Below are 26,991 nucleotides of genomic sequence, written 5' to 3' on the forward strand. Positions count from 1 at the left end.
CCGGCTTTCCCTGCGCGATGGGTTACGGCTTATACGTGCTCGCCCCGGCGAGACTGGGCTCTTTTGTCACCGCCGTCAGCAAGAGACCTTGGTCTCTTGCTGACAGGACACCTGCCACCAGGGCGTCAGGCCTGCACGACTTCGCCGTCCGCCTCATGCGCTCTCGTCAGTCACGCATGCGGCGTCCACCGCATCCCACCACCACGTTCGTGACGATCGCGAGCGCCCCTCGAGCGGGTGAGACGGCAAATTCTATACACTGATTTTTCGTTACGATAAACCGAATTATTTTCACCGCGCTCCCTTGCGCCGTCGGGCAAATCAGTGCCAGGGGGCCGCGACGCGTGACGGGGAATTGATCTGCCCGTCGGGGCGTGTTGCCGCCGGAGGCGGTCGCACCTGCGATCTCATCTTCCGGTGACGCCTGCACCTGTGACGCCTGAGTTTCCCGTCATGCTGGAGTTCGGAGCGTTGGGATTATAGGGCAGTGCGCTGCCACCGACGCCTCCTGACGATCCTACCCGTTGTCCAAGCCTGGCGGGAGGCGCGCTGCCACCGACGCCGGCTGAGGGCGCGGCCCGGTCCCCGGGCTTCGGCGGCAGTGGGGTGCCACCGACGCCTTGTGCGAAAAGTTGAACCGGCGCGAGGGCGAGGCCCAAGGTGATGATCGAGGTGAAGATGATTCCAGTCTTGCGCATGTGCTGATCCGATTTCTCGCCAAAGCCGATTGCAGAACACGCAGGCCACACGGCCACAAGTTCTCGACGCAACATCAACGTCCACGTGGCCGGCCTCGTTCCGGTCGGCCACCGCTTCGTGACCGCGCGGATTGCGCGGCGGATCGCCGCGCGAGCGCGCTTGCGTCGGGCTGACGCGATGTCAACAGGTTGAATTTCGTGCCGCAACTATAGTGCGCAAGCGCGCTGCCTGCTAGCTTTGCGCCCTCAGATAGCGCAATGCGCCGCAGCAGACGGCGCTTCCGGGGAGGCCACAATGCAAAAGCCATACATGGGCGCGCGGTGGATTGCTGCCGTGCTTGTTTCGACCAGCATCACGGCCTTTGCGCCGGCCCGCGCGGCATCCGTTGCGCCGGTCGCTGCCGAAAACGGCATGGTGGTGGCGGCCCAGCACCTGGCGGCGCAGGTCGGCGTCGAGGTGCTGAAGCGGGGCGGCAATGCCGTCGATGCTGCAGTCGCGGTCGGCTATGCGCTTGCGGTGGTCTATCCGGCGGCCGGCAATCTCGGTGGCGGCGGGTTCATGACCATCCAGCTCGCCGACGGCCGCAAGACCTTCCTGGATTTCCGTGAAACGGCGCCCAAGGCCGCCACCGCCGACATGTATCTCGACAAGGACGGCAACGTCATCAAGGGCCTTTCCACCAAGGGGCACCTCGCGGTGGGGGTGCCCGGTTCCGTCGCCGGCATGGAATATGCGCGCGAGAAGTACGGCACCATGAAGCGCGCGGACGTGATCGCGCCGGCGCTGCAACTCGCCGAGGACGGCTTCGCGCTGGACCAGGGCGACATTGCCTTGCTGCATACGGCGACGCAGGACTTTCAGGATGACCCGACGTCGGCCGCGATCTTCCTCAACAACGGCAAGCCGTTCCAGGTCGGCGATAAACTCGTGCAGCACGAGCTCGCCGAAACCCTGCGCGAGATCTCGAAGCGCGGCACCGACGGCTTCTACAAGGGCTGGGTGGGCGCCGCGATCGTGGCCTCGAGCCAGGCCGGCAAGGGCCTGATCACGCAGGAGGACCTCGACAATTACAAGGTGCGCGAGCTTGCGCCGGTCGAATGCGACTACCGCGGCTATCACGTGATCTCGTCGCCGCCGCCGAGCTCCGGCGGCGTGGTCATCTGCGAGATCCTGAACATCCTGGAGGGCTATCCGCTCAAGGACCTCGGCTACCATTCCGCGCAGGCGGTGCATTACCAGATCGAGGCGATGCGCCATGCCTATGTCGACCGCAACAGCTATCTCGGCGATCCCGACTTTGTAAAGAACCCGCTCGACCGTCTGCTCGACAAGGGCTACGCCGAGAAGATCCGCGCCGTGATCGATCCGAACAAGGCCGGTGTGTCCAAGGACATCAAGCCCGGCGTTCCGCCGCATGAGGGCAGCAACACCACGCATTATTCGATCGCCGACAAGGACGGCAACGCCGTGTCGGTGACCTACACGCTGAACGACTGGTTCGGCGCCAAGGTGACCGCGGCCAAGACCGGCGTGCTGCTGAACGACGAGATGGACGACTTCACGTCCAAGGTCGGTGTGCCGAACCTCTATGGCCTCGTGCAGGGCCAGGCCAATTCGATCGCGCCGGGCAAGCGTCCGCTATCCTCGATGAGCCCGACCATCGTCACCAAGGACGGCAAGCCGGTCATGGTCGTCGGCACGCCCGGCGGCAGCCGCATCATCACCGCCGTGCTGTTGACCATGATCAACGCCATCGACTACGGCATGAACGCGCAGGAGGCCGTCGACATGCCGCGGTTCCACCAGCAGTGGCTTCCGGACCTGACCAACGTCGAGGACTACGCGCTGTCGCCGGACACCAGGAAGATCCTTGAAGGGTGGGGACAGAAGTTCGGTCCGCCGCAGCCGGCCAATCACCTGGCGGTCATCATCGTCGGCGCGCCGTCGCTGGGCGGCAAGCCGGTTGGCAATAATCGCTTCTACGGGGCGAACGATCCGCGCCGCGACTCGGGGCTCGCGGCCGGGTACTGAAAGTGCGGTGGCCCGCAGCCGGGCTCCGGGGCCGCTGTTGACCGGCGTCGTCTCAGGTGACGTCGGTCGACCTGCCGTCGGCGTTCCTGTTCGGCAGGAGCAGCCGCCTGCGAATGGCGTCGTCGACCAGCTCCAGCGTTCGCTTGGCGTCGCGTGCCTCGGCTTCGGCCGTTTCGGCGCGAAGCTCGAGGGCCATCAGTCGATCCTGTTGCCCCTCGATGCGCTTCTGGGCCTCTTCGAGGGCCTTGGAGGCGTCCAGAAGCTTGCGTTCCGTCGCATTGATGATGTCGACCTGGGCCCGTTCGGCGGCCTCGGCGCGCAACTCGCTGACGCGGACCCTGTCCTCTATGCCGCGGAACAGATCCGCCGCCTGATAGACCAGGTCGAGCGTCCCGGCGCCGGTCTCGGATGGTGAGGGATGCATTGGAAACCCGAGGACATTCTCGGGGGTAATCCGTCTGAAAGCGCGCTGTGCCATGCGAGTCAGCCTCTTCGCGAGCGAATTGTTCGGCTAATACGATGGGGCCATTATGGTAAATGGATTGCTAACGTCCGCATCAAACCGGTGATTGACCTATTTCCGGCGGTGATATCAGGGGGCAGGGGCGAACCGTGATCGATCCAGCTGCCAGCAGCGCGCGCCTTCGGCCGCTGATTTGGGCCCGCGCACGGACCGTGCTCTATGGCATAAGTTTGACGTCCCCTGCTTAAAATTCTCCGGTGTCGAATTGCGGGTCCATCGAGCGATCGATATACGGAGCCTCTTGAGTGGCGAGGCAGCAGGCTCAGAACGAGCCACGCGTTAGCCACGGGACCTGGTCGATGCGGCTTCTGATACGTTTTTTCGGGTTTCTGTTCGCGGCAGGATCCGTCGTGTTCCTGGTCGGCATAGCCGGCATCGCCGGACTGTTCTGGCACTTCTCGAAGGATCTGCCCGACTACTCGCAGCTGCAGAACTACGAGCCGCCGGTGATGACCCGCATCCACGCGTCCGACGGCGCGCTGCTCGGCGAATACGCCAAGGAGCGCCGGCTCTATCTGCCGATCCAGGCAGTGCCGAAGCTCGTCATCAACAGCTTCCTGGCGGCCGAGGACAAGAATTTCTACGAGCACGGCGGCATCGATTACACCGGCATGGCGCGTGCCGGCGTCGCCTACATCCAGAACTACGGTTCCAACCGCCGTCCGCAGGGCGCGTCGACGATCACCCAGCAGGTCGCCAAGAACTTCCTGCTGACCAACGAGGTGTCGTTCTCCCGCAAGATCAAGGAAGCCTTGCTGGCGATGCGGATCGAGCGGACCTACTCCAAGGACAAGATCCTCGAGCTCTACCTCAACGAAATCTATCTCGGGCTCGGCGCCTACGGCATCGCCGCCGCCTCGCTGGTCTATTTCGACAAGCCGGTGAACGAGCTGACGATCGCGGAAGCGGCCTATCTGGCGGCGCTGCCGAAGATGCCGGCGAGCCTGCATCCCGTGCGCAACCGCGCCCGCGCCATCGAGCGGCGCAACTACGTGATCGACCGCCTGCAGGAGAACGGCTGGATCACCGCTGCCGACGCCGACAAGGCGCGCAAGGAACCGCTCGTCGTCACCACCCGCACCAACGGCGCCGCGACCTTTGCCGGTGAATATTTCTCCGAGGAGGTCCGCCGCGACATCTTCGAACGCTATGGCGAGAAGAAGCTCTACGAGGGCGGCCTCTCGGTGCGCACCACGCTCGATCCGAAGATCCAGGTGATGGCGCGCAAGACCATGGTGGCCGGCCTCGTGAACTATGACGAGCAGCAGGGCTATCGCGGCGCGATCCAGAAGCTCGACATTTCCGGCGACTGGGGCATCCCGCTGGCCGACATCAAGTCGCTGTCCGACATCTCGCCGTGGCGGATGGCGGTGGTGCTGGAGACCAACGACCAGTCGGCGCGGATCGGCTTCCAGCCCGGCCGCGAGCTCGGCGGCGCCATCAGCAAGCAGCGCGAGACCGGCCTCGTCACGCTCGAGGGCGTGCGCTGGGCAAGGGCACTGTCCGGTCCCTACAAGGGCAAGATTCCGACATCGGTCGCGCAGGTGCTGCAACCCGGCGACGTGATCTACGCCGATCCGCTCTATGCCAAGGACGGCCAGCGCGTCGAGGGCCAGTACCGGCTGCGCCAGATCCCCGAAATCTCCGGTGCGATGGTGGCGATGGATCCGCACACCGGCCGCGTGCTGGCGATGGTCGGCGGCTTCTCGTTCGACCAGAGCCAGTTCAATCGCGCGACCCAGGCCTACCGGCAGCCCGGCTCGTCGTTCAAGCCGATCGTCTATTCGGCGGCGCTCGACAACGGCTACACGGGATCGACCATGATGGTCGACGCGCCGATCGAGATCGACCAGGGACAGGGCAACGTCTGGCGCCCGGAGAACTTCTCCGTCGGCAAGTACCAGGGCCAGGTGACGCTGCGCAACGCGCTGCGGCTGTCGCTCAACACCGTCACGGTGCGGCTGGCGCAGGAGATCGGCATGCCGCTGATCGGCGAATACGCCAAGCGCTTCGGCGTCTATGACGAATTGCCGAACTATCTGTCCTACGCGCTCGGCGCCGGCGAGACCACGGTGATGCGCATGGTCACGGCCTATTCGATGATCGCCAATGGCGGCCGACGCGTGAAGCCGACCCTGATCGATCGCATCCAGGACCGCTACGGCCACACCATCTTCCGGCACGACCAGCGCGAGTGCCGCGGCTGCGATGCGCCGGAGGGATGGAAGAACCAGCCCGAGCCGCAGCTCATCGATCACCGCGAGCAGGTGCTCGACTCCATGACCGCCTACCAGATCACGGAGCTGATGGAAGGGGTGGTGCAGGGCGGCACCGGCATCGCGCTGAAGGAGGTCGGCAAGCCGATCGCCGGCAAGACCGGTACGTCCAACGAGGCGAAGGATCTCTGGTTCGTCGGCTTCTCGCCGGACCTCGTGGTCGGTCTCTATGTCGGCTACGACAAGCCGCGCTCGCTCGGCCGTAACGCCCAGGCCGGCCATACCGCAGCCCCGATCGCGCGCGACTTCATGAAGCTCGCGCTGGCCAACAAGCCGGCGACCCCGTTCAAGCAGCCGGTCGGCATCCGCCTGGTGCTCGTCGACGCCAAGACCGGTATGCGTGCAGCGCCCGGCCAGAACAGGGGAACGGTCCTCGAAGCCTTCAAGCCGGGCCAGACGCCGCCAAGTAACGAGGCGCTTGCGACGGTCGCCGGCACCGACGTGATCGACGGCACCCAGCCCGGCGTCTCGCCGGACGCGGATCGCGCGGTGATGCGATCGGGGACGGGCGGGTTGTACTAAAAGCGCTTTCCAGCCTGGCGGATACCGGCTCGCGTCAAGTAATCGGCGGGCAGGCTCGGACTTCCCCTGATCGATTTGGGAAAAGCGCAAGCGGGCCAGATGTCCCGAGATTGCTCTTTGCGCCAATCAGGACTTTTTGCTGGAACCAGGAACTTCCGGTGACGTTGAGTGCCTTGCAAGCGGTACGGGGCAGCGTCACCGGCGATGAACATCCTTGATCCCCAGGGCCCGATAGCTGCGGCGGAGCGGACGATCCTGGTGGATTCCGTCGCCATCATGCTTGCGATCATCGTTCCGACGATCGCGGCCATCCTCGGCTTCGCCTATTGGTACCGCAGCTCCAATCCGCGTGCGCAATATCAGCCGGATTGGGCGTATTCCGGCCGGGTGGAGCTGGTGGTCTGGGCGATCCCCGCGCTGACGATCATCCTGCTCGGCGGCGTGGCCTGGATCGGGGCGCATCAGCTCGATCCCGCGCGTCCGGTGGAAGGGACCGGACAGCCGGTGAGAATCCAGGTCGTTTCGCTCGATTGGAAATGGCTGTTCATCTATCCGGACCAGCGGGTCGCGAGCCTCAACGCCCTGACCGTCCCGGTCGGGTCTCCACTGCAATTCGAGCTGACCTCGTCGAGCGTCATGAACGCGTTCTTCATTCCACAGCTCGGCAGCATGATCTACACGATGAACGGGATGGTGACCCGTCTGCAGCTTCGGGCGGATACCGAGGGCACCTATCAAGGGCTGTCGGCGCATTTCAGCGGCGACGGTTTTCCCGACATGATGTTCGACGTTCATGTCGTGCCGCAGCTTGCGTTCACCGATTGGGTCGGGAAGGCGGCCGGCAGCAGCCAGGCCCTGAACGCCGAGAGCTACGGAAAATTGGCGCGTCAATCGGTCGGCGATGGACAGCTCATCTACCGGCTGGATGACCCCTTGCTGTTCCAGGCGGTCGCCACCCAACACATCCCGGCTGCGCCCGGTCCATCGCTGGATCAGCAGGCCCAAGTCTCACCACGGAGCCACTGATGTTCGGCAAGCTGAGCTGGTCGGCCATCCCGATCGACCAGCCGATCCCGTTGGTCACCGGCGCGGTGGTGCTGGTGGTGATCGCGGCCGTATTGCTTTGGGTGGTGGTGAGGGGCCACCTGCCATATCTCTGGCGGGAGTGGATCACCAGCGTCGATCACAAGCGGATCGGCGTGATGTACACCCTGCTGGCCTGCGTGATGCTGCTGCGCGGCTTCGCCGATGCGCTGATGATGCGGGGACAGCAAGCGGTCGCGCTGCATTCGCAGGGCTATCTGCCGCCCGAGCACTACAACCAGATATTCTCGGCGCACGGCACGATCATGATCTTCTTCGTGGGCATGCCGTTCGTGATCGGCCTGATGAACCTCGTCGTCCCGCTGCAGCTTGGCGTGCGCGACGTGGCGTTTCCGACCCTCAACTCCGTCGGCTTCTGGCTGACGGCGACCGGGGCGTTGCTGGTCAATATCTCGCTTGTCGTCGGCGAATTCGCGCGAACCGGATGGCTGCCTTATCCGCCCCTGTCGGAGATGACGTATTCGCCGGGCGTTGGTGTCGATTATTATCTCTGGTCGCTCCAGATCTCGGGCGTGGGGACGCTGGTCGCGGGCATCAATCTCGTTACCACTGTGCTGAAGCTCCGCACCCGGGGCATGACATATCTGCGCATGCCGATGTTCTGCTGGACGACGCTCGCCTCGAATCTGCTGATCGTCGCGGCATTTCCGATCCTGACGGCAACGCTCGCGATGCTGATCCTCGACCGCTACCTCGGCTTCCACTTCTTCACCAACGAGGCCGGCGGTAACGTCATGATGTTCATGAACCTGATCTGGGCCTGGGGGCATCCCGAGGTCTACATCCTGGTCCTGCCTGCATTCGGAATTTTCTCGGAAGTGGTGTCCACGTTCTCCGGCAAACCGTTGTTCGGCTACCGATCAATGGTGCTCGCGACCATGGCGATCTGCGTCATCTCGTTCATGGTGTGGCTTCACCACTTCTTCACGATGGGCGCCGGGCCGAACGTGAATGCGATCTTCGGCATCGCCAGCATGATCATCGCGGTCCCGACCGGCGTGAAGATCTACAATTGGCTGTTCACGATGTACATGGGACGCGTGCGGTTTGCGACGCCGATGCTGTGGTCGATCGGGTTCATGGTTACGTTCCTGATCGGTGGTCTCACCGGCGTGCTCGTGGCCGTTCCGCCGGCGGATTTCCTGCTGCACAACAGCCTGTTCCTGGTGGCGCATTTCCACAACGTCATCATCGGCGGCGTGCTGTTCGGCGCGTTCGCCGGCTACACTTACTGGTTTCCCAAGGCGTTCGGCTTTCGCCTGCATGAGGGGCTTGGCAAGGCTGCCTTCTGGTGCTGGCTGATCGGCTTCTACGTCGCGTTCATGCCACTCTATGCGGTGGGGCTGCTTGGGATGACCCGTCGCATGCAGCATTACGACGTACCCGAATGGCGTCCCTGGCTGCTGGTCGCATCGCTCGGTGCGATCATTATCCTGATCGGGATCGTCTGTCAGATCGCGCAACTCGTGGTCAGCATCCGGAACCGGGCCGAATTGCGTGACCGCACAGGTGATCCCTGGGACGGCAGATCGCTCGAATGGGCGACGGCCTCGCCGCCGCCGGTTTTCAATTTCGCCATCGCGCCCGACGTGAGTGGGGAGGACGCTTATTGGGCCATGAAGCAGCGGGCACGCCAGCAGGGGATGGACGATGCCAGGCCCGACTACAGGGACATCGAGATGCCGCGCAATTCGCCGACCGGATTTATCTGTGCGTTCTTTGCGACAATTATGGGCTTCGCGCTGATCTGGCACATCTGGTGGATGGTCGCCGCCGGGGCGATCGGGGCGTTTGCGACGTTCGTGGTGTTCGCCTGGCGCGATCATGACGAATACGTCATTGCGGCGGCCGATGTGGCGCGGATCGACCAGGCCAACACTGCCGAGCGGCGTGCCCTGATGAGCGGAGCCGCATGATGGCAATTGCACACGCCGATCCGCACCATGTGCACGGCCTGGATTTCGCCGGCGCCGGGCATGCCGGCCCGGCGTCCAAGCGGATCGTCACCGGCTACGGGTTCTGGATATTCCTGCTCAGCGACATCGTGATGTTCTCGTGCTTCTTCGCGGCCTACGCGGTTCTGTCTGGGCAGACCGCAGATGGTCCGAAGGGATCCGAACTGTTCGACCTTCGATCGGTCGCGGCCGAGACTGGATGTCTCTTGCTGTCGAGCTTCACCTGCGGGCTGGCCAGCATCGCCGCCGATGAGCGCGAGACGACGCTGTTCCAGCTTGCGATGGCGCTGACCTGCGCGCTGGGCCTCGCATTCCTCTCGATCGAGTTGAGGGAATTTGCCAGCCTGGTCGCACGCGGCGCGGGGCCCTCGCGCAGCGCTTTCCTGACCGCCTTCTTCACCCTCGTGGGATGTCACGGTCTGCATGTCTCTGCCGGCGTCCTGTGGCTTCTGACCATGATGGCGCAAGTTACGGCCAAGGGATTCCGCGCCGACATCCAGCGCCGCATCCTGTGCTTTGCACTGTTCTGGCACGCGCTCGACATCATCTGGGTGGCGGTCTTCTCGGTGGTCTACCTGCTGGGAGCGGGTCAATGAGTGATCAATCGTTCGAACCCCACGCGACCGAATTCGCGCCCGGCGATGAAGGCGAAGGCCAGGTCCGCACCCGCATCCTTGGCTACGTCGTGGGCCTCGGCCTCGCTGTCGTGCTGACCGTCACGTCGTTCTTCATCGCCGGCACCGATCTGGTTTGGCAGCCCAGCATCCCTGTTGCGATCATCGTGCTGGCGATCGCCCAGATGGGCGTGCACCTGGTGTTCTTCCTGCACATCACGACCGGACCCGACAACACCAACAACGTGATGGCGCTGGCCTTCGGCGTCCTGATCGTCGTGCTCGTCATCGGCGGCTCACTCTGGATCATGGCCAATCTGAACCAGAACATGATGCCGATGGATCAGATCATGCAGATGCAGCGATAGGGGGCGCATTCGGTGGTGGGATGGCGGCGGAAGCCGTGCAGCCCCGTGCTCAAGCCCGGAACGTTGCCGGATCGGGCCGCAATTTTCGGACTCGTTTCGTGCCATCGTGCTTGCCAAGCCCGGGACCGAGCAGGTAGAAGGTCGCACTTGCGCAGGCGCTGATTTGAAAGGCGATCCTGCTCTACGAGATTGTCCGGTCATCCAGCCAAGCTGTTGATAAAAAAGGACAATTCTTGGGGAATGGTGTAACGGTAGCACAACAGACTCTGACTCTGTTTGTCTTGGTTCGAATCCAGGTTCCCCAGCCAGTTCGTCACTCAGCCTGACCAGCCTTCAAAATCGCTGCGAGCGCGCCTCGCAGGCTTCGAATGCCGCATCGGTGGCCGATCCGTTATTTCGGCGCCGGCGCCATCATCGCCGCCTTCAGCTGCCATGGCCCGGGATCGAGGATCAACCCGGAAACCTTGCCTGCAGCGTCCCTGATGAAGGCGAGCCTTGTGTGGTCTTCGTCGTCGACGGTGAACTCGTTGCTTGATGTCGCCACCAGCGGCGTCGCCTTGCCTTTCTCGAATTCGAGGAGGGGCCAGGCGCCGACCGCTTCCGCGACGAGCTTGCCTTGCTCGACGCGAAACTGAAGCTCGACCGCATTGGCACGGCGCGCGGCTCGCACGATGCTGAGATCGGTTGCGTTGTCCTGGCCCTCGCGGACGATTCTGATCCTGACCGTGGTGCCGGCCGGCCCGCGCAGTTTCCCGAACACGTCCTCGAGTGAAAGGCCCGTCAGCGGCGTGTCGTCGAGTTGCGTGATCAGATCGCCCGCCATCACGCCGGCCCTGGCTGCGGGGGCACCACGAGTCGGCTTGTTGATCCGCAAGCCGTCCTGCTCCATCGTGACGAAGTCCTCGATGCCGAGCCAGCCATTCCTGCCGTCGGCCAGGCCCTGCCGGTCACGCGAGCTCACCGAGTAGCCGAAATCATAGGTGCCGACATAATCGGCGAGGGCTTCAGGGCTCACACTCGCCGGCGCTGCCGGAGGAGCGGACGAGGGCGGCTCGGGAATCGTCAATGCGCCATAGGTGAGATGATTGATCCCGGCATACATCACCGCGCCGCGTCCTTTGCTGCCCGGCGCCCCCTGGACCATCTGGACGCCGATCAGTTTCTCCGCCGGATCGACCCAGAAATAGGTGCCCCAGAATCCGGCCCAGGAGAAGCTTCCGGGCGCTCCGGGAATCCAGCTGTGGATCGGACTGGTGCGGATGCCGAAGCCCAATCCAAAGCTTGCTCCGGCGCGGGAGCCGACCTCGTTGCCGCCAAAGATCCTGACATCCGCAGCCAGGGCGGGCGTCGTCATCTGTTTCACCGCTTGGGCGCTGATCACGCGCACGCCGTCGAGCTCGCCGTCGTTGAGAAGCATCTGGGCGAAGCGGAGATAATCGGGCGCGGTCGACACCAGCCCGCCGCCGGCGGAAAACAGTTTTGGCGTCGTCGTCATGTCCCAGATCGGCGGCCGCACCGGCATCGGAGAATCGACGAGACGGTCGAGCTTGTCCTGCGGAACGTAGAAGCCGGTGTCGACCATGTGCAGCGGCGCGAAGATGCGGCTCTGCATGAACTGGTCGAGCGGCTGCCCGGACGCCACTTCGACCACCCGGCCCAGCACTTCGGAGCTCCAGCCATATTCATGGACCTCGCCGGGCTGATGAGCGAGCGGCAGGCCGGCCAGGCTGGAGACGAAATCCGCCAGGGTCTTGTCACGTCGAAACACGGCCTTCCAGCCATAGAACGTATGGATCAGTCGAATCCCGAACTCGGCGTCCGGGTTGGAAAGCCCCCGTTCCGGATAGGCAAAATACATCTCGGCATCGATCAGCCCCGAGGTGTGGCGCAGCAGGTCGCGGACCGTCATCGGCCGTTTCGGCGGATCGAGCCTGGGATTGCCGGTGGCCGGGTCGATGGTCGCGACCCGCATCTCCGCGAGCTCGGGCAGATAGCGGGCGACCGGCGCGTCGAGCTCGAGCTTGCCGTCATCGACCAGGATCATGGCGGCGACGCTGGTCACCGGCTTCGTCATGGAGGCGATCCAGAAGATCGAATTCGTCTTCATCGGAACCGTCTTGGCACGGTCCTGGAATCCGATGGCCTGCAGATAGGCGAGCTTGCCGCTCCTCGCGATGGCAACCACGGCGCCCGGGAGAAGACCAACCGACGGCGGGAAAGCATCGAAGCGCGCCTGATACCAGGGCGCGATCCGCGCCAGGCGGACGGGCGAAAAGCCCAGGCTCCTTGCATCGCCCGTTGACGTGAGGTCGTCGGCGCGCGCCGGCCCGGACAGGCAAAGCACGATTGGTATCGCCCACAGCGATGCGATCAGCTTCATCCCGTCACCTCCGCCAGAACACGGGCACGGTCCTGCCGAATCGAAGCTTGCACTTTTTTAGCTCGGCGGCTCGCCGATTTCCGAACCGAAGCTGGCCGAATTCTACAAGCGGCCAGCCAATTTTCGGAATCGGCACCGGTTCGTCGGCCGGAGCGCGATCGAGGCATTCATCGCACGCAGGATACGTGCCCGACGCTGCACAGTCTCGTTGCAGCGACTTTAGTCGAAGTCGGCCATCGTTCGCGGGCACCTCAACTTGCCGGTTCAGGAGGGCCATGCAATGCTGGCACACCAAGAAAACGAGGGAAGGCATCGGCGCTTCGCCGAACGTTTCCCGCCAATAATGCCGGTCACGGGGCTTTCGGAGACGTTCACATGAGACTGTCGAAACTTGTCGGGCCGCTCGCCGCGGCCACGATCGTGATGGGGTTGGCTTCGAGCGCGCTGGCGCAGCAGAAGACCGTCAAGATCGGCGCGGTGTTTCCTCTGAGCGGCAATGCGGCCAGCGCCGGCGTGCACGCCAAATATGCGATCGAGGTCGCGCTCGACATCATCAACAATGCCCATCCCGAGCTCGGCGATCTCCCGCTTGCGAAGAATGCCGGCCTTGCCGGGCTCGGCGGCGCCAAGGTCGAGGTGGAGTTCGCCGACAACCAGGGCAGTCCCGCCACCGGGCAGAACCAGGCGCTGCGGCTGATCACGCAAGAGAAGGTGGTGGCGCTGACCGGCGCCTATCAGTCCGGCATCACGCTGACCGCCAGCGCGATATCGGAGAAATACGGCATTCCCTTCGTCAACGGCGAGTCGGTTGCGGCGAACCTCACCGAGCGCGGCTTCAAATGGTTCTTCCGCACCACGCCGATCGCAACCGATTTCGCCAAGGTCTATTACGACTTCCTGACCGAGATGAAAGCGTCCGGCTCCAAGACCGACAATATCGCGCTGGTGCATGACACCACCGAATACGGCGCCTCCGTGGCCCAGACCATCACCGCGGTCTTCAAGGAGAAGGGACTATCAGTCGCGCAGGACGTCGCCTACACGACGAATGCGACCGACGTGCAGAGCCAGGTGCTGCAGCTCAAGGAAAAGAAGCCCGACGTCGTGATCATGATCTCCTACACGTCGGATGCGATCCTGTTCGCCAAGACGATGCAGGCGCTCGACTACAAGCCGCCGATGCTGCTGGCCGACGACGCCGGCTATTCCGATCCGTCCTTCATCAAGGCGGTCGGCAAGATATCGGAGGGCGCCTTCAACCGCTCGTCCTGGAGCACTGGTCCCGCGGGGTCGCCGACCGCGATCATCGCAAAACTCTACAAGGAGAAGAGCGGCGACGAGATGGACGACACCGCGGCGCGCGAGATGCAGGGCTTCTTCGTGCTGGTCGATGCGATCGACCGCGCCGGCTCGACGGAACCGGCCAAGATCCAGGCGGCGCTGAAGGCGACCGATCTCAAGCCCGGGCAATTGATGATGGGCTACAAGGGCGTCAAGTTCGACGACAAGGGCCAGAACACCCTGGCTTCCGGCCTGATCATCCAGTTGCAGGACGGCGAGAACTACGTCGCGGTGTTTCCGAAGGCGAATGCCGAGAAGCCGCCGATGATGCCCTACAAGGGCTGGTAAACGGGGTGAAAGCCTGGCGCTATCATATGCCGTCAATGGCGACGGCATGATCGGATCAACGGCGCGATGTCCTTAGTCCTAGTCCAGGTGATCGTCGGCGGCCTCCTGCTCGGGGCGGTCTATGCGCTGTTCTCCTCCGGCCTGACGCTGGTGTGGGGCATGATGAACGTGGTCAACTTCGCCCACGGCGATTTCGTGATGCTCGGCATGTACGTCGCCTACGTCGTCTATACCCTGCTCGGCGGCGGGCCGCTGCTCGGCGCGCCGCTGGCGACGCTCCTGCTCGCGACGCTCGGCGTCATCGTCTATTTCGGCCTGATCCGCGACGTCATGAAGGGGCCGATGCTGGCGCAGATTCTCGGCACTTTCGGATTGGCGCTGCTGCTGCGCTACTCGGTGTTCTGGTGGTTCGGCGCCAATTTCCTGTCGCTGCCGGGCAATCTCGTCGGCGGCACATTCGATGTTTTCGGCATCCGCATCGAAGCCTCGCGGCTGCTTGCCGGCGTCGTCGCACTGCTGGTGACGCTCGGCCTGCATCTGCTGCTCACGCGCTCGACGCTGGGATCGCGGATGCTGGCGGTTGCGGAGGATTCCACGGCGGCGCAGCTGATGGGAATCCGGCCCGACACCATGCAGGCGATTGCCTGGGCGATCGCGGCAGGCGCCACCGGCCTTGCCGGTGCGCTGATCGCGACTTTCTTCTACGTCGTGCCGACGGTCGGCGAGACGCTCGGCATCGTCGCCTTCGTCACCGTCTCGCTCGGCGGCTTCGGCAGCGTGCCGGGCGCGCTGGCGGCAGGTCTCCTGATCGGCGTGATCGAGTCGCTGTCAGGCTATCTGATCGGCGCCGTCTACAAGGACATGGTGGTCTACGCGCTGTTCCTCGGCTTCCTCTGGTTCAGGCCGCAGGGCCTGATGGGCAAAACGTGATGCGGCGCGCGCTCTGGCTCCTGGTCGCGCTGGCGGTCGTCATCGCCTACCCCTTCGTGTTCTCGACGCCGTTCCAGCAGCGGGTCGGCGCGCTGATCCTGCTCTATGCGATCGCCGCGTCGGCCTGGAACATCATCGGCGGCTATGCGGGCCAGGTTTCGGTCGGCCATGTCGTGTTCTTCGGCTGCGGCGCCTATGCCGCGATGGGCGCATACGCGCATTATGCGCTGTCGCCGCTCGTCGGGATTCCCGCAGGGCTCGTCGCCGCCGTCGCGATCGCTGCCGTGATTGGCGTGCCGACGCTGCGGCTGTCGGGGCATTATTTCAGCATGGCGACGATCGCGGTCGCCGAGCTGGCGCGGCTGATCGTCACCAACACCGACTATCTCGGCGCGGCGGTCGGCCTGAGCGGCCCGACGGTGCCGCGCAATGTGTTCGATCTCTCCTTCATCTCGGCGCTGCCGTACTACTATCTGTTCCTTGCCATCCTCGCGATGACTCTTGGCATCACCTGGTGGATGGCGAACAGCCGGATGGGATTTTATCTGCGCGCCATCAAGGACAGCGAGCGCGCGGCACGCTCGCTCGGCGCGCCGGCAAGCCGCACCAAACTCTATGCCTACATGCTGAGCGCCGGGCTCACCAGCGTGGCCGGCGCGCTCTATGCGATGATGTTCGGTTTCGTCGACCCGGAATCCGGGCTTGGCATCCTGATCTCGGTGAAGATCCTGATCATGGCCGCGCTCGGCGGTGCGGGGCTCCTGTTCGGACCTCTGGTGGGTGCTGCGATCCTGGTACCGCTGGAGGAGATCTCCAACAGCTGGCTCGGCGGCCAGGGCGCCGGCCTGACCTTCGTGGTCTATGGCGCCATCATCGTGCTGATCGCGCGCTTCCAACCTGGTGGCATCCTCGCGCTCGTCAACCGTGTTTGGGCGAGGCGCGGGTCGACAGCGAAAGGAGCACCCGATGCTCCTTGAGGCGCGCGAGATTACAAAAGCCTTCGGCAGCTTCAAGGCGGTGGATGCAGCAAGCGTCACGCTGGAGCCCGGCGACATCCTCGGCCTGATCGGCCCGAACGGCGCCGGCAAGTCGACCTTCTTCAACTGCCTGACCGGCGATCTGCAGACCACGTCGGGCCAGGTGCTGTTCGAGGGCCACGACATCACGCGCGCAACGCCGGAGGCGCGGGCGAGGCTCGGGCTCGCGCGCACCTTCCAGGTGCCGCAGACCTTTGAGGGCATGACCGTGCTCGAGAACGTCATGATCGGCGCCTTTTTGCGCTCCTCGCATCGCGCCGAGGCCGAGAGCAAGGCGCGCGCGGTGCTGGCGCGGGTCGGCATGGAGCGGCTGGCGGACGCGCCGGCGCGCGCGCTCGGCACGCCCGGCCGCAAGCGGCTCGAGATCGCGCGGGCGCTGGCGACCGAGCCGAAAGTGCTGCTGCTCGACGAGGCGATGGCGGGACTGACGCTGCGCGAGGTGCAGCTTGCGATCGACCTGGTGCGCGATATCCATCGCTCCGGCGTCACGCTCGTGATCGTCGAGCACATCATGGAAGTGATCATGTCGCTGGCGAGCCGTGTCATGGTGTTTCACCAGGGCAGGGAGATCGCCCGGGGCGATCCTCGCGAGGTGACGTCGAATCCGGCCGTGATCGCCGCCTATCTCGGCAGCCGCGCCGCCGCCAAGGTAGCCGCCGGGCATACGCCGATCGAATTGATGGGCGGGTCCGAGACATGACCGGGGCGCTGCTGAAGATCGAGCATCTCGAGGTGCGCTACGGTGACCTGATCGGGGTCTCCGACGTCTCGCTCGAGGTAGCGCAGGGCAGCGTGGTCGCGCTGCTCGGCTCCAATGGCGGCGGCAAGACCACGACGTTGAACGCGATCGCGGGCCTGATCCCGGTGCATTCCGGAACCATCCGCTTTGCCGGCGAGGAGATTGCGGGGCAGGCGGCCTTTGCCATCGTGCGCAAGGGGCTGGCGCTGTCGCCGGAGGGCTGGCGGCTGTTCGTGCAGCAAAGCGTCGAGAACAATCTGCTGCTCGGCGCGACGCCGCTGCACGACAGATCGCGTATCCGCGCGCTGCTCGAGCGCGTCTACGACATCTTCCCGCGCCTGAAGGAGCGCCGCACCCAGCGCGCCGGCACGATGTCCGGCGGTGAGCGGCAGATGCTCGCGGTCGGCCGCGCGCTGATGAGCGATCCGAAGCTCCTGATGCTGGACGAGCCGTCGCTCGGCCTCGCGCCTGCGGTGGTCGAGTCGATGTACGAGACTTTCGGCCGCCTGCATCGCGAGGGCCTGACCATCCTGCTCGCGGAGCAATCGATCGAGCTGGCGCTGGAGGTCTCCGACTTCGCGACGGTGTTGCAGGTCGGCAAGAGCGTGCTGTCGGGGACCGCAGCCGCGCTCGCCGAGGATCCGCAGGTGCAGAAGGCGTATTTGGGGGCGTAACTGCGTACGCGCCGTTCGGGTTCAGATCTTACTTGATCTTCTCGTACACTGCGGCGAAGTCGGCGAGCGGCATCGGGATGGTGATGGTTTCCTTGCCGAGATTCTGGAACGACACCTTGAGCTCCTTGCCCGACTTCAGCTGCGCCAGGATATCGGTGCCGACAGGGGCGTTGACGTAGCAGCCGCGCGCCTCGCAGGTCTGGATCGGGACGTCGACGGGCTTGCCGTCGTCGATCTGCAGCCTGGCGCCGACGGGCAGGTTGAGCCCGAGCGGCAGCTGGATCAGCGCAACGGGCGTGCGGGTGTCGCCGGGGACGCGGATATTGATCAGCACGACGAGCTGGCCGGTCTTGCTGAACACGGCCGTCTGCTCCATCGCGCATTCGAGCGGCGCATCACGGCTTGCCGAGGTGCAGCGCGCGACCCAACCCGGATTGGCGGCGGGCGCCGCATCGGCATGGGGAGGTGCGGGAGACGGTGCGGCCTTGCCCTTGGGCGTCTGGGCGTGTCCGGAACCGGCCGCGGCGAACAAGGCCAGTGCAATGAACAACGACCTTGCGACAATCTTCACGACACCAGCTCCGGCACAAACGCCGTGCGGATGTGCCGGCGAGCAGCGGACAAAGTCAAGTCATTCGGCCGCCTGCTTGACCGAACCGTCCGCGTCGTGGTCGGCGTCGTCGTCGGCACGCGGCGAACGGCCCCAATTGGCGAAGGCGTTGGAGAGCCGGTCGAGATAGAGGTAGACCACGGGCGTCGTGAACAGCGTCAGGGCCTGGCTGACGATCAGGCCGCCGACCATCGCGTAGCCGAGCGGCTGCCGGATTTCCGAGCCGGTTCCGGTGCCGAGCATCAGCGGCACGCCGCCGAGCAGCGCGGCCATCGTCGTCATCATGATCGGGCGGAAGCGGAGCACGGCGGCCTGGCGGATCGCTGCCACCGGCTCCATGTGCTGGTCGCGCTCGGCGGCGATCGCGAAGTCGACCATCATGATGCCGTTCTTCTTCACGATGCCGATCAGGAGGATGATGCCGATCAGCGCGATCAGCGAGAAGTCGAAGCCGGCCGCCATCAGGATTGCGAGCGCGCCGACGCCGGCCGAAGGCAGCGTCGACAGGATCGTGATCGGATGGATGTAGCTCTCGTAGAGAATGCCGAGGATCAGGTAGACCACGACGAGCGCAGCCAGGATCAGGAGCGGCACGGTGCCAAGCGATTGCTGGAACGCCTGCGCGGTGCCCTGGAAGCTCGAGCTCAGCGTCGGCGGCGCGCCGAGTTCGACCATCGCCTTCTGCACCGCCTCGGTGGCCTGGCCGAGGGCGACACCCTGGGCGAGGTTGAACGAGATGGTGATCGCGGGGAATTGGCCCTGGTGGCTGATCGAGAGCGGCCGTACCGGCACGCTGGTCCAGGTCGCGAACGTCGACAGCGGCACCTGGTCGCCCGTCAGCGGCGACTTGACGTAGATCTTGTCGAGCGTGTCGATCGCGCCCTGCAGCTCCGGCAGCACCTCGAGGATCACGTGGTAGCTGTTGAGCTGGGTGAAGTACTGGGTCACCTGGCGCTGGCCGAACGCGTCGTAGAGCGTGTCGTCGATCAGCTGCGGCTGGATGCCGTAGCGCGAGGCGGTGTCACGGTTGATCTTGAGCTCGAGCGTGGTTCCGGCACTCTGCTGGTCGGTGGCGACGTCGCGCAGCTGCGGCAGCGTCTGCATCTTGCTCAGGATCTTCGGCGCCCACTCGTTCAGCTCGGTGAGGTTGGCGTCCTGCAGCGTGAACTCGAACTGGGTGCGCGTCGGACGGCCGCCGAGGCGCACGTCCTGCGCCGCCTGCATGAAGAGTCGGGCGCCCTCGACCTTCTCGAGCTTCGGGCGCAGCCGGGCGATGACCTGCTGCGCGTTGGCGTCGCGGTCCTTGAGCGGCTTAAGGGTAATGAACAGGTTGCCGTTGTTGCCGGCGCGGCCGCTGCCGCCGATGGCCATCGCCACCGTCGCCACGGCAGGGTCCTGCATCACGATCTTGCCGAGCGCTTCCTGCTTGCGCTTCATCTCGGCAAAGGAGACATCCAGGTTGGCTTCCGAGGTCGCCGTGATCAAGCCGTTGTCCTGCTGCGGGAAGAAGCCCTTCGGGATGATCACGAAGAGATAGATCGACAGCGCGAGCGTGGCGAAGAAGATCACCAGCGTGGTGCGCTTCCAGCTCAAAGCGAGGTCGAGCACGGTCTCGTAGCCGCGCAGCATGGCGTCGAAACCGCGTTCGCTGATCTGGTAGAAGCGGCCGTGCTTCTCCTCGTTATGGGCGCGGAGGAAGCGCGAGGCCATCATCGGCGTCAGCGTCAGCGACACCAGCATCGAGACGAAGATCGTCATCGCCAGCACCACCGCGAACTCGCGGAACAGGCGGCCGATGATGCCGCCCATCAAGAGCAGCGGAATCAGCACCGCGACCAGCGAGACGCTGATCGAGACGATCGTGAAGCCGATCTCGCTCGAGCCCCTGAAGGCCGCCCGCATCGGCTTCTCGCCTTCCTCGATGTAGCGGCTGATGTTCTCCAGCATCACGATGGCGTCGTCGACCACGAAGCCGACCGCGATCGTCAGCGCCATCAGCGACAGATTGTCGAGCGTATAGCCGAAGATCCACATCAGCGCGCAGGCCCCGAGCAGGGCAAGCGGCACCGTCACCGCGGGGATCACGGTCGCCCAGAAACTGCGGAGGAATACGAAGATCACCATGACGACCAGGAAGATGGTCAGCAGCAGGGTGAACTGGACGTCCTCGACCGCGGCGCGGATCGTGGTGGTGCGGTCGGAGATCAGCTCGATCTTGATCGCGGGCGGGATGGCCGCGACCAGGCGGGGCAGCGCCGCCTTGATCTTGTCGACGGTGTCGATGACGTTGGCGCCGGGCTGCTTGAACACGACGAGGAACACGCCGCGCTTGCCATTGGCCCAGGCGGCCTGCTTGGCGTCCTCCGGCCCGTCAACCGCCTGACCGATGTCGCGGATCCGCAGCGGACCGCCGTTGCGGTAGGCGATGATGACGTCGTTCCACGGTTCGGCCTTCAGAAGCTGGTCGTTTGCATAGATGGTGTAGGCGCGAGTGTCGCCGTCGATGTTGCCCTTGGGGCTGTCGACTGTCGCGATGTTGATCGCGTTGCGAACGTCCTCCAGCGACAATCCCTTCGCGACCAGCTTGGCCGGGTCGATCTGGACGCGCACGGACGGCTTCTGCTGCCCGCCGATGATGACCTGCGCGACGCCGGAAATCTGGCTGATCTGCTGGGCGAGCTGGGCGTCGACGGCATCGCTGACCGTCGTCAGCGGCAGCGTGTCCGAGGTGGCCGACAGCAGGAGGATCGGCGAATCCGCCGGGTTGACCTTGCGATAGGTCGGAGGCGAGGGAAGGCTCTTGGGCAGCTGGCCGCTGGCGGCGTTGATCGCGCCCTGCACGTCGTTGGCGGCGCCGTCGATCGAGCGGTTGAGGTCGAACTGGATCGTGACCGACGCCGTGCCCAGATAGCTGGTCGACGTCATCTGGGCGATGCCCGGAATCTGGGCGAATTGCCGCTCCAGCGGCTGCGCGACCGAGGTCGCCATCGTCTCCGGGCTGCCGCCCGGCAGGGTTGCGGTGATCTGGATGGTCGGGAAGTCGACCTGCGGCAGCGGCGCCACCGGCAACAGCGGGTAGGCGACGAGGCCGACGAAGAGGATGCCAGCCATCAGCAGCGACGTGCCGATGGGGTAGCGAATGAATGGTGCGGAAATTCCGTCGCTCATTCCTGCGTCACCTTCGGCCTGAGCTGATCCTTGGGCTGATCCGTGCTCGCGACCGCCGTCGTCACCAATGTGCCCGGCGAGACCTTGTACTGGCCGGCCGTGATCACCTGTTGTCCCGGCGACAGCCCCTCGTCGATCACCGACTTGCCATCGATGGACTGGCTGACCTTGATCTTGCGAAGCTCGGCCTTGTTGTCCTGGTTGACTGAAAAAGCATAGAGGCCGTCCGTTCCGTGCTGCACCGCGTCGTCGGGGACGACGGTGGCATCGTGCAAGGTCCGGACCAGGAGCCGGGTCGAGACCGACTGGCCCGGCCACAACGCATGATCCTTGTTGTCGAACACCGCCTTGAGCCGGATAGTCCCGCTGGTCGTATCGACCTGGTTGTTGATCAGTGCCAGCGTGCCGGTGGAGAGCACCCGCTTGCCGTCGGTCGACAGCGCGATGGTCTTCGGTGGCGCCACCTTGAGGGCTGCCTTGATGTCGGGCAGCTGCTCTTCCGGCGCGGTGAAGATCACGGTGATCGGCTCGACCTGGGTGATCGAGACGATCGCCGTCTGGGCCGAGGCATTGACGATATTGCCGACATCGACTTGGCGCAGGCCGACGACCCCGTCGATCGGTGACTTCACGGTGGCGTAGTCGACCTGGGTTTTGGCGTTGAAGATGGCCGCGTCATCGGCCGCGATCTGGGCGGTCAGCTGGGCGACGGTGGAGCGCTGGGTATCGAGCTGCTGGCGCGTGGCGAACTCGCCGAGCTTGGTGTAGCGCTGCAGATCGAGGTTGGCGTTGGCGAGATTGGCTTCGTCCTGCGCCTTCTTGGCGTTGGCCTGGTTCAGCGCCGCTTGATAGGGCCGCGGATCGATCTCCACCAAAGTGTCGCCCGCCTTGACGAACTGGCCTTCCTTGAAGGCGATCCTGGTGATCTCACCGTCGACCCGGGTGCGGACCTGGACGGTGTTGAAGGCCTGCACGGTGCCGAGGCCGGTCAGATAGACCGGGAAGTCGGCCTTTTCGACTGGGGCGATCTTGACCGGAACGGCCGGGCGTACCGCGGCGCGCTTCTGCGCGGCCTCGGCGGCCAGCTTGTTGTCCGTGTATTTCTGCCAGCCGAAATAACCCGCTGCACCGACGGCAGCAAGAAACAAGACCCAACCGATGGTACCTGACTTCGACATGCGGACTCTTGGGTTGGACGAAAGAATAATGGGAGATTGAAACGCTTCACAGACCTTGCGGATATAATATGCGTGCACTTAATGTGTAAACACACCAAGGCTTGAGAATCCTAAACATTTGGAAAGGTTTAGGAAAGAAACGCGCAGAAACAATCCGACAATAAATCCGAACAGGAGACGTTCCGGGGACCCCCTAATGTCGCTCGATCTCAAACGTCAGTTCATTGCCCAGCTCGTCGAGAGTTCTCGGCTGTTGCGCAACTATATCGATCATCGCGCCAAGGCGCGAGGAACCACGCGGGCCCAGTGGATCGTGTTGTTCCGGCTGCGGGAGCAGGAAGGACTGTCGCAGGTCGATCTTGCCGACGTGCTCGAGTTGCAGCCGATCTCGCTGGTCCGGCTGCTTGATCGTCTGGTCGAGCATGGCCTGCTCGAACGCCGGCCCGATCCCAGGGACCGCCGCGCCAACCGCCTGTTCCTGACCAGGAGCGGGCGTCAGCTGGTCGATGATCTCGACAGTCTTCGCAACGCGATCGCCTGCGATGTGCTGCGCGATGTGCCGGATGCGCATGTCGAGAGTGGCCTTGCCATGCTTCGCCAGGTCAAGGACCGCATCAAGACGCTTGCCGAGGGACCGGAAACCGTCGCCGCGAAATAACCGGCGCGTCCCATTCAACATCGCTTGTTGACGCGACGTGCATCACGCCACGAGGTTGAAACGCGCCATGATGTCGTTCATATCGCGCGCATCGAACCTGCGAGGCGAGGAATACGCGATGGACGAATTGAACGGGCGGATGATGGCGTGCCAGATCCTGATCACCGGCCTGATCGCGCGTGTCGCCAATGAGCAGCGCGATCCCCTGCGCTTCCTCACCGACTTCCGCGACGAGATCAAGGCGGTGGTCGGCGGCGTCAACATCACCGGCATGGAGAACACCGAGCGTGTGCGGCAGGTCGCGCAGCAGACCGTCGATGAGCTGTTCTCGCTCATGAAGCCGCCGAGCAGCGAATGATCGGCATCGCGCGGCGCCGATCCCGGCGCTGTTTAGAACCATTATTAGAACGCTTACAAAGTTACTTTAGAACGATTTCAGACTGCGTAGCCGATTTCAGGCGAAAGATTTAGAATCGCTTTGAATTAGGGCGATTCAAGCGCGTTGTTGCCGACATCGCATTGACCGGAAAATGCACGCTCAGTAACCGAAAGAGACAGTTCGCCGCACTTTCGACTCCGCGCGAACTTGATCTTCTGGGGCGTGTGAAATGAGCAATGCAAAGGCGCCGAGATCGCTTCGGTTCGAAGCGGCAATGAACTCGGCCAACGACAATTCGAATTACTCCGGCGCGAAGGTTTCCGCGGTCGCGAGCCTGATCGCGGTGGCATCCTTTTCGGGTGCCGAAGCGCAGCAGGCCCTCCCGGCGGTGACGGTCGATGCCCCGGTCGCGCGCCCGCGTCCCGCTGCCTCCAAACCGACGCCGGACCAGGTCCGCGCCCGCACGGCACTGCGCAACGCTGCGCGGCGCAACCAGCAGGCGCAGCAAGCGCCGGTGCCGTTCCCGAATGCCGGCGGTCTCGCCGCCGATCGCGATCCGTATGCGGATGCGGCGGCGCCCTACAAGGTCGACCACGTCCAGTCGTCGAGCAAGTTTCCCGAGCCGATCCTGAACACGCCGAAGTCGATCACGGTGCTGTCGAAGGACGTGCTGGCGGACAAGAACGCCACCACGCTGAAACAGGCGATCCTGTCGACGGCCGGCGTGACGCTCGGCTCGGGCGAGGGGGGCAATGCCTTCGGCGATCGCTTCTTCATCCGCGGCTTCGACGCGCGCAACGACATCTTCATCGACGGCGTGCGCGATCCCGGCGTCAGCGTGCGCGAGAACTTCTTCACCGAGCAGGTCGAGATCCTGCGTGGACCCGGCTCATCCTTCGCCGGCCGCGGCACCACCGGCGGCGCGATCAACATCGTGACCAAGCAGGCCACGGAAGAGAAGAGCTTCTACAACATGGACACCACGTTTGGCACCGACCAGACCAAGCGTGTGACGCTCGACGTCAACCAGGTGATCAGCCCGACATTGGCGGTGCGCGCGGGCGGCCTGTTTCAGGACGCCGACGTCGCCGGTCGCAACAATGTGACTGACGACCGCAGTGGCGCCTTCGTCGCGACGAAGTGGACGCCGGTCGACGCGGTGAAGATCACCGGCGATTACGTGCACACCGAGCTGCACGGCATCCCGGACTTCGGCGTGCCTTACTATCGGCCGGGCTCGCCGGCCCCGGGAAACATCTTCACCAGCACGGCCGGCGGACCGTTTCCTGAATTCGGCTCGCCCGCCAACGCCTTCTACGGCCTGGTCAATCGCGACTTCTTCAAGGTCCAGCAGGACATCGGAACGGTCAGCGGCGAAGTCCACGTCACGCCCGACCTCGTCCTGACCGACAAGATCCGCGCCTCGCGCTCGATGAACAGCTACGTCGGGACGACTCCCGAATCTCCCGTCATCGCGACCCCGCTGTCCGCCTCGACGGTGACAATCAATCCGCAGAGCCGCTATCAGATCACCGACGTGCTCGCCAATCAGAGCGAGGCCACCTACAAGTTCGACACCGGCGGCTTCAAGCACACGGCGGTGGGTGGCGTCGAGATTTCGCGGGAGACCTCGTATATCGACAAATACGCCGGGCTCACGTCGGAGGGTAACGGCACGGTGTCCAGCACGGGCGGGTCGTTCCCCGGCACCTCGGTGTTCTATCCGCAGTACACCAACGCGCTACCGGCATCGACCCCGACGCTGGCGGGCCTGCCGACCAACCTCTCGATCGACACCAGGAGCGTCTACCTGCTCGACAGCGTCAATTACCACGACCTCGTCATCCTCAACGGCGGCATCCGCTACGACGACTACACCATCAACACCAGCGGCTATGGCAGTGTCGGCGGCGTGACCACGCTTGGCGCGCAGAGCGCCGAGTTCGGCATGCCGAACTTCAATCTCGGCCTGACCTTGAAGCCTGCGCCGAACGGCAGCGTCTATGCGGCCTATGCGACGTCGACCAATCCGGTCGGCGCAGAATTCGACGGCACCAGCACCGCCTATGGCGGCCTTTCGCCGATCCTGAACGGCACCAACAACCAGATCTTCGGACCGGAAAAGAACCAGGCGATCGAGGTCGGCACCAAATGGGAGCTGTTCGACCGTCATTTGCTGCTGACGGCGGCGCTGTTCCAGACCAACAAGGAAAACGCGCGTGAGGCGCAGAATGTCGGCAGCGCCGCTGCGGCTGCCGCGATTCCGGGCTGCTCGTACACGCTGCCGGCCGGGTCGGGCAGCGTATCCTGCATCACCGCCGGCGCCGCCTATTATGTCCGCGGCATCGATCTCGGCGTCGGCGGCAAGATCACCGACAAATGGAGCGTTTTCGGCGGCCTCGTGCTGATGCAATCGGAGGTCACGAAGTCGCTGGCGCCGTCGCCGCAGCCGCTGCTCTATCCGACCAATGTCGGGCTGCAGCTCGCCAACGTCGCGCACCAGTCCTTCAGCATGCTCACGAAGTACCAGCTCACCGACGTGTGGGAGCTTGGCGGGCAGGCGGTCTATCGCTCGAAGATCTATGGCGGCACGCTGCTCGCGGCCAACCAGGGGACCTCGCTTCCGAGCTACTGGCGCTTCGACGCCTTTGCCGAGGCCAAGATCGACAAGCACTGGACCGTGAAGCTGTTCGTCAACAACATCTTCGACAAGCGTTACTACGACGCGCTCTACCAGAGTGCGACGCCGTTCGTGCTCGAAGCGCCGGGACGCGCCGCGTATCTGGTCGTGTCCGCGCGTTACTGACGGAGGGAGCGAAACCGCGCGATGCTGGTCTGTATTCCCAACGTGTTGAGCAAGGCCGATGTGGTGGATATCCGCCGCATCATGGATGCTGGCAGCTGGGAGGACGGCCGTTCGACCGCAGGCGCGGCTTCCGCGCTGGTCAAACGCAACGAGCAGCTGCCGCCCGACAGCGAGGTCGCGCGGCAACTCGGCAACCGCATCCTCAGCGCGCTGTCGGCCAGCCCGCGGTTCATCTCGGCGGCGATCCCGCTGAAAATCTTTCCGCCCTTGTTCAACCGCTATGCCGCCAGTGACGGACACCATTTCGGCCTGCACGTCGACAATGCGGTGCGCGGGGACAAGCTCACCGGCTTGCGGATCCGCACCGACCTCTCGGTCACGCTGTTTTTATCGGAGCCGGAAGACTACGAGGGCGGGGAGCTCGTCATCGAGGATCTCTACGGGTCACATGAAATCAAGCTGCCGGCGGGCGATCTGGTGCTCTATCCTGCGTCCAGCCTGCATCTGGTGACGCCGGTCACCCGGGGCACGCGGGTTGCGTCTTTCTTCTGGCTGCAGAGCATGATACGCGACGCCCACGCGCGCAGCCTGATCTTTGATCTCGACACTGCGATCCAGGCCCTGGTTGAGCGGCTGGGGCGCGACGACCCCGAAACGGTCAAATTGACCGGCATCTATCACAACCTGATCCGACACTGGGCCGAAGTATGA

The 26,991-nt window shown here is 64.3% G+C and carries 21 protein-coding genes and 1 tRNA gene; 16 read left to right on the top strand and 6 right to left on the bottom strand.

What is annotated here, in order from left to right; genetic code table 11:
- Positions 1-407: 407 nt before the first annotated feature.
- Complete coding sequence (locus JQ586_RS31735; RefSeq protein ID WP_212398574.1) at positions 408-698, bottom strand: hypothetical protein; 291 nt, start codon at positions 696-698, stop codon at positions 408-410.
- A 295-nt stretch (positions 699-993) separates the two neighbouring features.
- Between JQ586_RS31735 and ggt the strand changes: the two genes are divergently transcribed.
- Positions 994-2,730: a gamma-glutamyltransferase gene (gene ggt / locus JQ586_RS31740; RefSeq protein ID WP_249148455.1), complete on the top strand. Its 1,737-nt coding sequence runs from the start codon at positions 994-996 to the stop codon at positions 2,728-2,730.
- A 52-nt stretch (positions 2,731-2,782) separates the two neighbouring features.
- Here the strand turns inward: ggt and JQ586_RS31745 are convergent, their stop codons facing one another.
- The gene (locus JQ586_RS31745) at positions 2,783-3,154 is read right to left on the bottom strand and encodes a hypothetical protein (protein WP_212398575.1); all 372 of its coding nucleotides are present in this window, start codon (positions 3,152-3,154) and stop codon (positions 2,783-2,785) included.
- A gap of 398 nt (positions 3,155-3,552) precedes the next feature.
- Between JQ586_RS31745 and JQ586_RS31750 the strand changes: the two genes are divergently transcribed.
- The 6 genes from JQ586_RS31750 (at position 3,553) to JQ586_RS31775 (ending at position 10,400) form a co-directional block, all read left to right on the top strand.
- On the top strand, positions 3,553-6,051 hold the full coding sequence (locus JQ586_RS31750; protein ID WP_212398576.1) for a penicillin-binding protein 1A: 2,499 nt from the start codon (positions 3,553-3,555) through the stop codon (positions 6,049-6,051).
- Positions 6,052-6,255: 204 nt separating this feature from the next.
- Positions 6,256-7,077 carry a ubiquinol oxidase subunit II gene (gene cyoA / locus JQ586_RS31755; protein ID WP_212398577.1) on the top strand — a complete coding sequence of 274 codons (822 nt, stop codon included), beginning with the start codon at positions 6,256-6,258 and terminating at the stop codon, positions 7,075-7,077.
- The gene (gene cyoB, locus JQ586_RS31760; protein WP_212398578.1) at positions 7,077-9,071 is read left to right on the top strand and encodes a cytochrome o ubiquinol oxidase subunit I; all 1,995 of its coding nucleotides are present in this window, start codon (positions 7,077-7,079) and stop codon (positions 9,069-9,071) included. The genes cyoA and cyoB overlap by 1 nt, the downstream gene beginning before the upstream one ends.
- Positions 9,071-9,706, top strand: coding sequence for a cytochrome o ubiquinol oxidase subunit III (gene cyoC, locus JQ586_RS31765; RefSeq protein WP_409334559.1), 636 nt, complete (start codon positions 9,071-9,073; stop codon positions 9,704-9,706). The genes cyoB and cyoC overlap by 1 nt, the downstream gene beginning before the upstream one ends.
- Positions 9,703-10,092: a cytochrome o ubiquinol oxidase subunit IV gene (gene cyoD, locus JQ586_RS31770; protein ID WP_212398580.1), complete on the top strand. Its 390-nt coding sequence runs from the start codon at positions 9,703-9,705 to the stop codon at positions 10,090-10,092. The genes cyoC and cyoD overlap by 4 nt, the downstream gene beginning before the upstream one ends.
- A gap of 234 nt (positions 10,093-10,326) precedes the next feature.
- Positions 10,327-10,400, top strand: a tRNA-Gln gene (locus JQ586_RS31775).
- Between the two features lie 83 nt (positions 10,401-10,483).
- Here the strand turns inward: JQ586_RS31775 and JQ586_RS31780 are convergent.
- Entirely contained in the window at positions 10,484-12,472 is a 1,989-nt protein-coding gene (locus JQ586_RS31780) for a serine hydrolase (RefSeq protein WP_212398581.1), read from the bottom strand.
- A 375-nt stretch (positions 12,473-12,847) separates the two neighbouring features.
- Here JQ586_RS31780 and JQ586_RS31785 point away from each other — a divergent pair, with 375 nt between their 5' ends.
- The 5 genes from JQ586_RS31785 to JQ586_RS31805 all read left to right on the top strand — a co-directional run bounded on the left by JQ586_RS31785 (position 12,848) and on the right by JQ586_RS31805 (position 17,481).
- Positions 12,848-14,101 (top strand): ABC transporter substrate-binding protein, encoded by a 1,254-nt coding sequence (locus tag JQ586_RS31785; protein WP_212398582.1) that lies wholly within the window; start codon positions 12,848-12,850, stop codon positions 14,099-14,101.
- A gap of 66 nt (positions 14,102-14,167) precedes the next feature.
- Positions 14,168-15,031, top strand: a complete 864-nt coding sequence (locus JQ586_RS31790) for a branched-chain amino acid ABC transporter permease (RefSeq protein ID WP_212398583.1) — start codon at positions 14,168-14,170, stop codon at positions 15,029-15,031.
- Entirely contained in the window at positions 15,031-16,008 is a 978-nt protein-coding gene (locus tag JQ586_RS31795; protein ID WP_212398584.1) for a branched-chain amino acid ABC transporter permease, read from the top strand. Before JQ586_RS31790 ends, JQ586_RS31795 begins: the two co-directional genes overlap by 1 nt.
- On the top strand, positions 15,998-16,768 hold the full coding sequence (locus JQ586_RS31800) for an ABC transporter ATP-binding protein (RefSeq protein WP_212398585.1): 771 nt from the start codon (positions 15,998-16,000) through the stop codon (positions 16,766-16,768). Before JQ586_RS31795 ends, JQ586_RS31800 begins: the two co-directional genes overlap by 11 nt.
- The gene (locus JQ586_RS31805) at positions 16,765-17,481 is read left to right on the top strand and encodes an ABC transporter ATP-binding protein (RefSeq protein WP_212398586.1); all 717 of its coding nucleotides are present in this window, start codon (positions 16,765-16,767) and stop codon (positions 17,479-17,481) included. The genes JQ586_RS31800 and JQ586_RS31805 overlap by 4 nt, the downstream gene beginning before the upstream one ends.
- Before the next feature lie 28 nt (positions 17,482-17,509).
- Here JQ586_RS31805 and JQ586_RS31810 read toward each other — a convergent pair whose 3' ends face one another.
- The 3 genes from JQ586_RS31810 to JQ586_RS31820 are packed head-to-tail and all read right to left on the bottom strand — an operon-like array spanning position 17,510 to position 22,437.
- On the bottom strand, positions 17,510-18,052 hold the full coding sequence (locus JQ586_RS31810; RefSeq protein ID WP_212398587.1) for an invasion associated locus B family protein: 543 nt from the start codon (positions 18,050-18,052) through the stop codon (positions 17,510-17,512).
- A 60-nt stretch (positions 18,053-18,112) separates the two neighbouring features.
- Entirely contained in the window at positions 18,113-21,259 is a 3,147-nt protein-coding gene (locus tag JQ586_RS31815) for an efflux RND transporter permease subunit (protein ID WP_212398588.1), read from the bottom strand.
- Positions 21,256-22,437: an efflux RND transporter periplasmic adaptor subunit gene (locus JQ586_RS31820; RefSeq protein WP_212398589.1), complete on the bottom strand. Its 1,182-nt coding sequence runs from the start codon at positions 22,435-22,437 to the stop codon at positions 21,256-21,258. The genes JQ586_RS31815 and JQ586_RS31820 overlap by 4 nt, the downstream gene beginning before the upstream one ends.
- 196 nt (positions 22,438-22,633) lie before the next feature.
- Between JQ586_RS31820 and JQ586_RS31825 the strand changes: the two genes are divergently transcribed.
- The 4 genes from JQ586_RS31825 to JQ586_RS31840 all read left to right on the top strand — a co-directional run bounded on the left by JQ586_RS31825 (position 22,634) and on the right by JQ586_RS31840 (position 26,991).
- Positions 22,634-23,095, top strand: a complete 462-nt coding sequence (locus tag JQ586_RS31825; RefSeq protein ID WP_212398590.1) for a MarR family winged helix-turn-helix transcriptional regulator — start codon at positions 22,634-22,636, stop codon at positions 23,093-23,095.
- A gap of 118 nt (positions 23,096-23,213) precedes the next feature.
- Entirely contained in the window at positions 23,214-23,453 is a 240-nt protein-coding gene (locus JQ586_RS31830) for a hypothetical protein (protein ID WP_212398629.1), read from the top strand.
- 250 nt (positions 23,454-23,703) lie between these two features.
- Complete coding sequence (locus JQ586_RS31835; protein WP_212398591.1) at positions 23,704-26,280, top strand: TonB-dependent siderophore receptor; 2,577 nt, start codon at positions 23,704-23,706, stop codon at positions 26,278-26,280.
- Positions 26,281-26,301: 21 nt separating this feature from the next.
- Positions 26,302-26,991: a Fe2+-dependent dioxygenase gene (locus JQ586_RS31840; protein WP_212398592.1), complete on the top strand. Its 690-nt coding sequence runs from the start codon at positions 26,302-26,304 to the stop codon at positions 26,989-26,991.

It is taken from the genome of Bradyrhizobium jicamae (assembly GCF_018130215.1).
In the GTDB taxonomy this organism is placed as follows: domain Bacteria; phylum Pseudomonadota; class Alphaproteobacteria; order Rhizobiales; family Xanthobacteraceae; genus Bradyrhizobium; species Bradyrhizobium jicamae_A.

Excerpts from the sequence above, each read along its gene's own strand:
- JQ586_RS31780 (WP_212398581.1), bottom strand. The coding sequence starts at position 12,472 with ATGAAGCTGATCGCATCGCTGTGGGCGATACCAATCGTGCTTTGCCTG.
- JQ586_RS31830 (WP_212398629.1), top strand. The coding sequence starts at position 23,214 with ATGGACGAATTGAACGGGCGGATGATGGCGTGCCAGATCCTGATCACC.
- JQ586_RS31820 (WP_212398589.1), bottom strand. The coding sequence starts at position 22,437 with ATGTCGAAGTCAGGTACCATCGGTTGGGTCTTGTTTCTTGCTGCCGTC.
- JQ586_RS31750 (WP_212398576.1), top strand. The coding sequence starts at position 3,553 with ATGCGGCTTCTGATACGTTTTTTCGGGTTTCTGTTCGCGGCAGGATCC.
- JQ586_RS31785 (WP_212398582.1), top strand. The coding sequence starts at position 12,848 with ATGAGACTGTCGAAACTTGTCGGGCCGCTCGCCGCGGCCACGATCGTG.
- JQ586_RS31825 (WP_212398590.1), top strand. The coding sequence starts at position 22,634 with ATGTCGCTCGATCTCAAACGTCAGTTCATTGCCCAGCTCGTCGAGAGT.
- cyoD (WP_212398580.1), top strand. The coding sequence starts at position 9,703 with ATGAGTGATCAATCGTTCGAACCCCACGCGACCGAATTCGCGCCCGGC.
- JQ586_RS31815 (WP_212398588.1), bottom strand. The coding sequence starts at position 21,259 with ATGAGCGACGGAATTTCCGCACCATTCATTCGCTACCCCATCGGCACG.
- JQ586_RS31795 (WP_212398584.1), top strand. The coding sequence starts at position 15,031 with ATGCGGCGCGCGCTCTGGCTCCTGGTCGCGCTGGCGGTCGTCATCGCC.
- ggt (WP_249148455.1), top strand. The coding sequence starts at position 994 with ATGCAAAAGCCATACATGGGCGCGCGGTGGATTGCTGCCGTGCTTGTT.
- JQ586_RS31800 (WP_212398585.1), top strand. The coding sequence starts at position 15,998 with ATGCTCCTTGAGGCGCGCGAGATTACAAAAGCCTTCGGCAGCTTCAAG.
- JQ586_RS31735 (WP_212398574.1), bottom strand. The coding sequence starts at position 698 with ATGCGCAAGACTGGAATCATCTTCACCTCGATCATCACCTTGGGCCTC.
- JQ586_RS31805 (WP_212398586.1), top strand. The coding sequence starts at position 16,765 with ATGACCGGGGCGCTGCTGAAGATCGAGCATCTCGAGGTGCGCTACGGT.
- JQ586_RS31840 (WP_212398592.1), top strand. The coding sequence starts at position 26,302 with ATGCTGGTCTGTATTCCCAACGTGTTGAGCAAGGCCGATGTGGTGGAT.
- cyoB (WP_212398578.1), top strand. The coding sequence starts at position 7,077 with ATGTTCGGCAAGCTGAGCTGGTCGGCCATCCCGATCGACCAGCCGATC.
- JQ586_RS31835 (WP_212398591.1), top strand. The coding sequence starts at position 23,704 with ATGAGCAATGCAAAGGCGCCGAGATCGCTTCGGTTCGAAGCGGCAATG.
- JQ586_RS31745 (WP_212398575.1), bottom strand. The coding sequence starts at position 3,154 with ATGCATCCCTCACCATCCGAGACCGGCGCCGGGACGCTCGACCTGGTC.
- cyoA (WP_212398577.1), top strand. The coding sequence starts at position 6,256 with ATGAACATCCTTGATCCCCAGGGCCCGATAGCTGCGGCGGAGCGGACG.
- cyoC (WP_409334559.1), top strand. The coding sequence starts at position 9,071 with ATGGCAATTGCACACGCCGATCCGCACCATGTGCACGGCCTGGATTTC.
- JQ586_RS31790 (WP_212398583.1), top strand. The coding sequence starts at position 14,168 with ATGTCCTTAGTCCTAGTCCAGGTGATCGTCGGCGGCCTCCTGCTCGGG.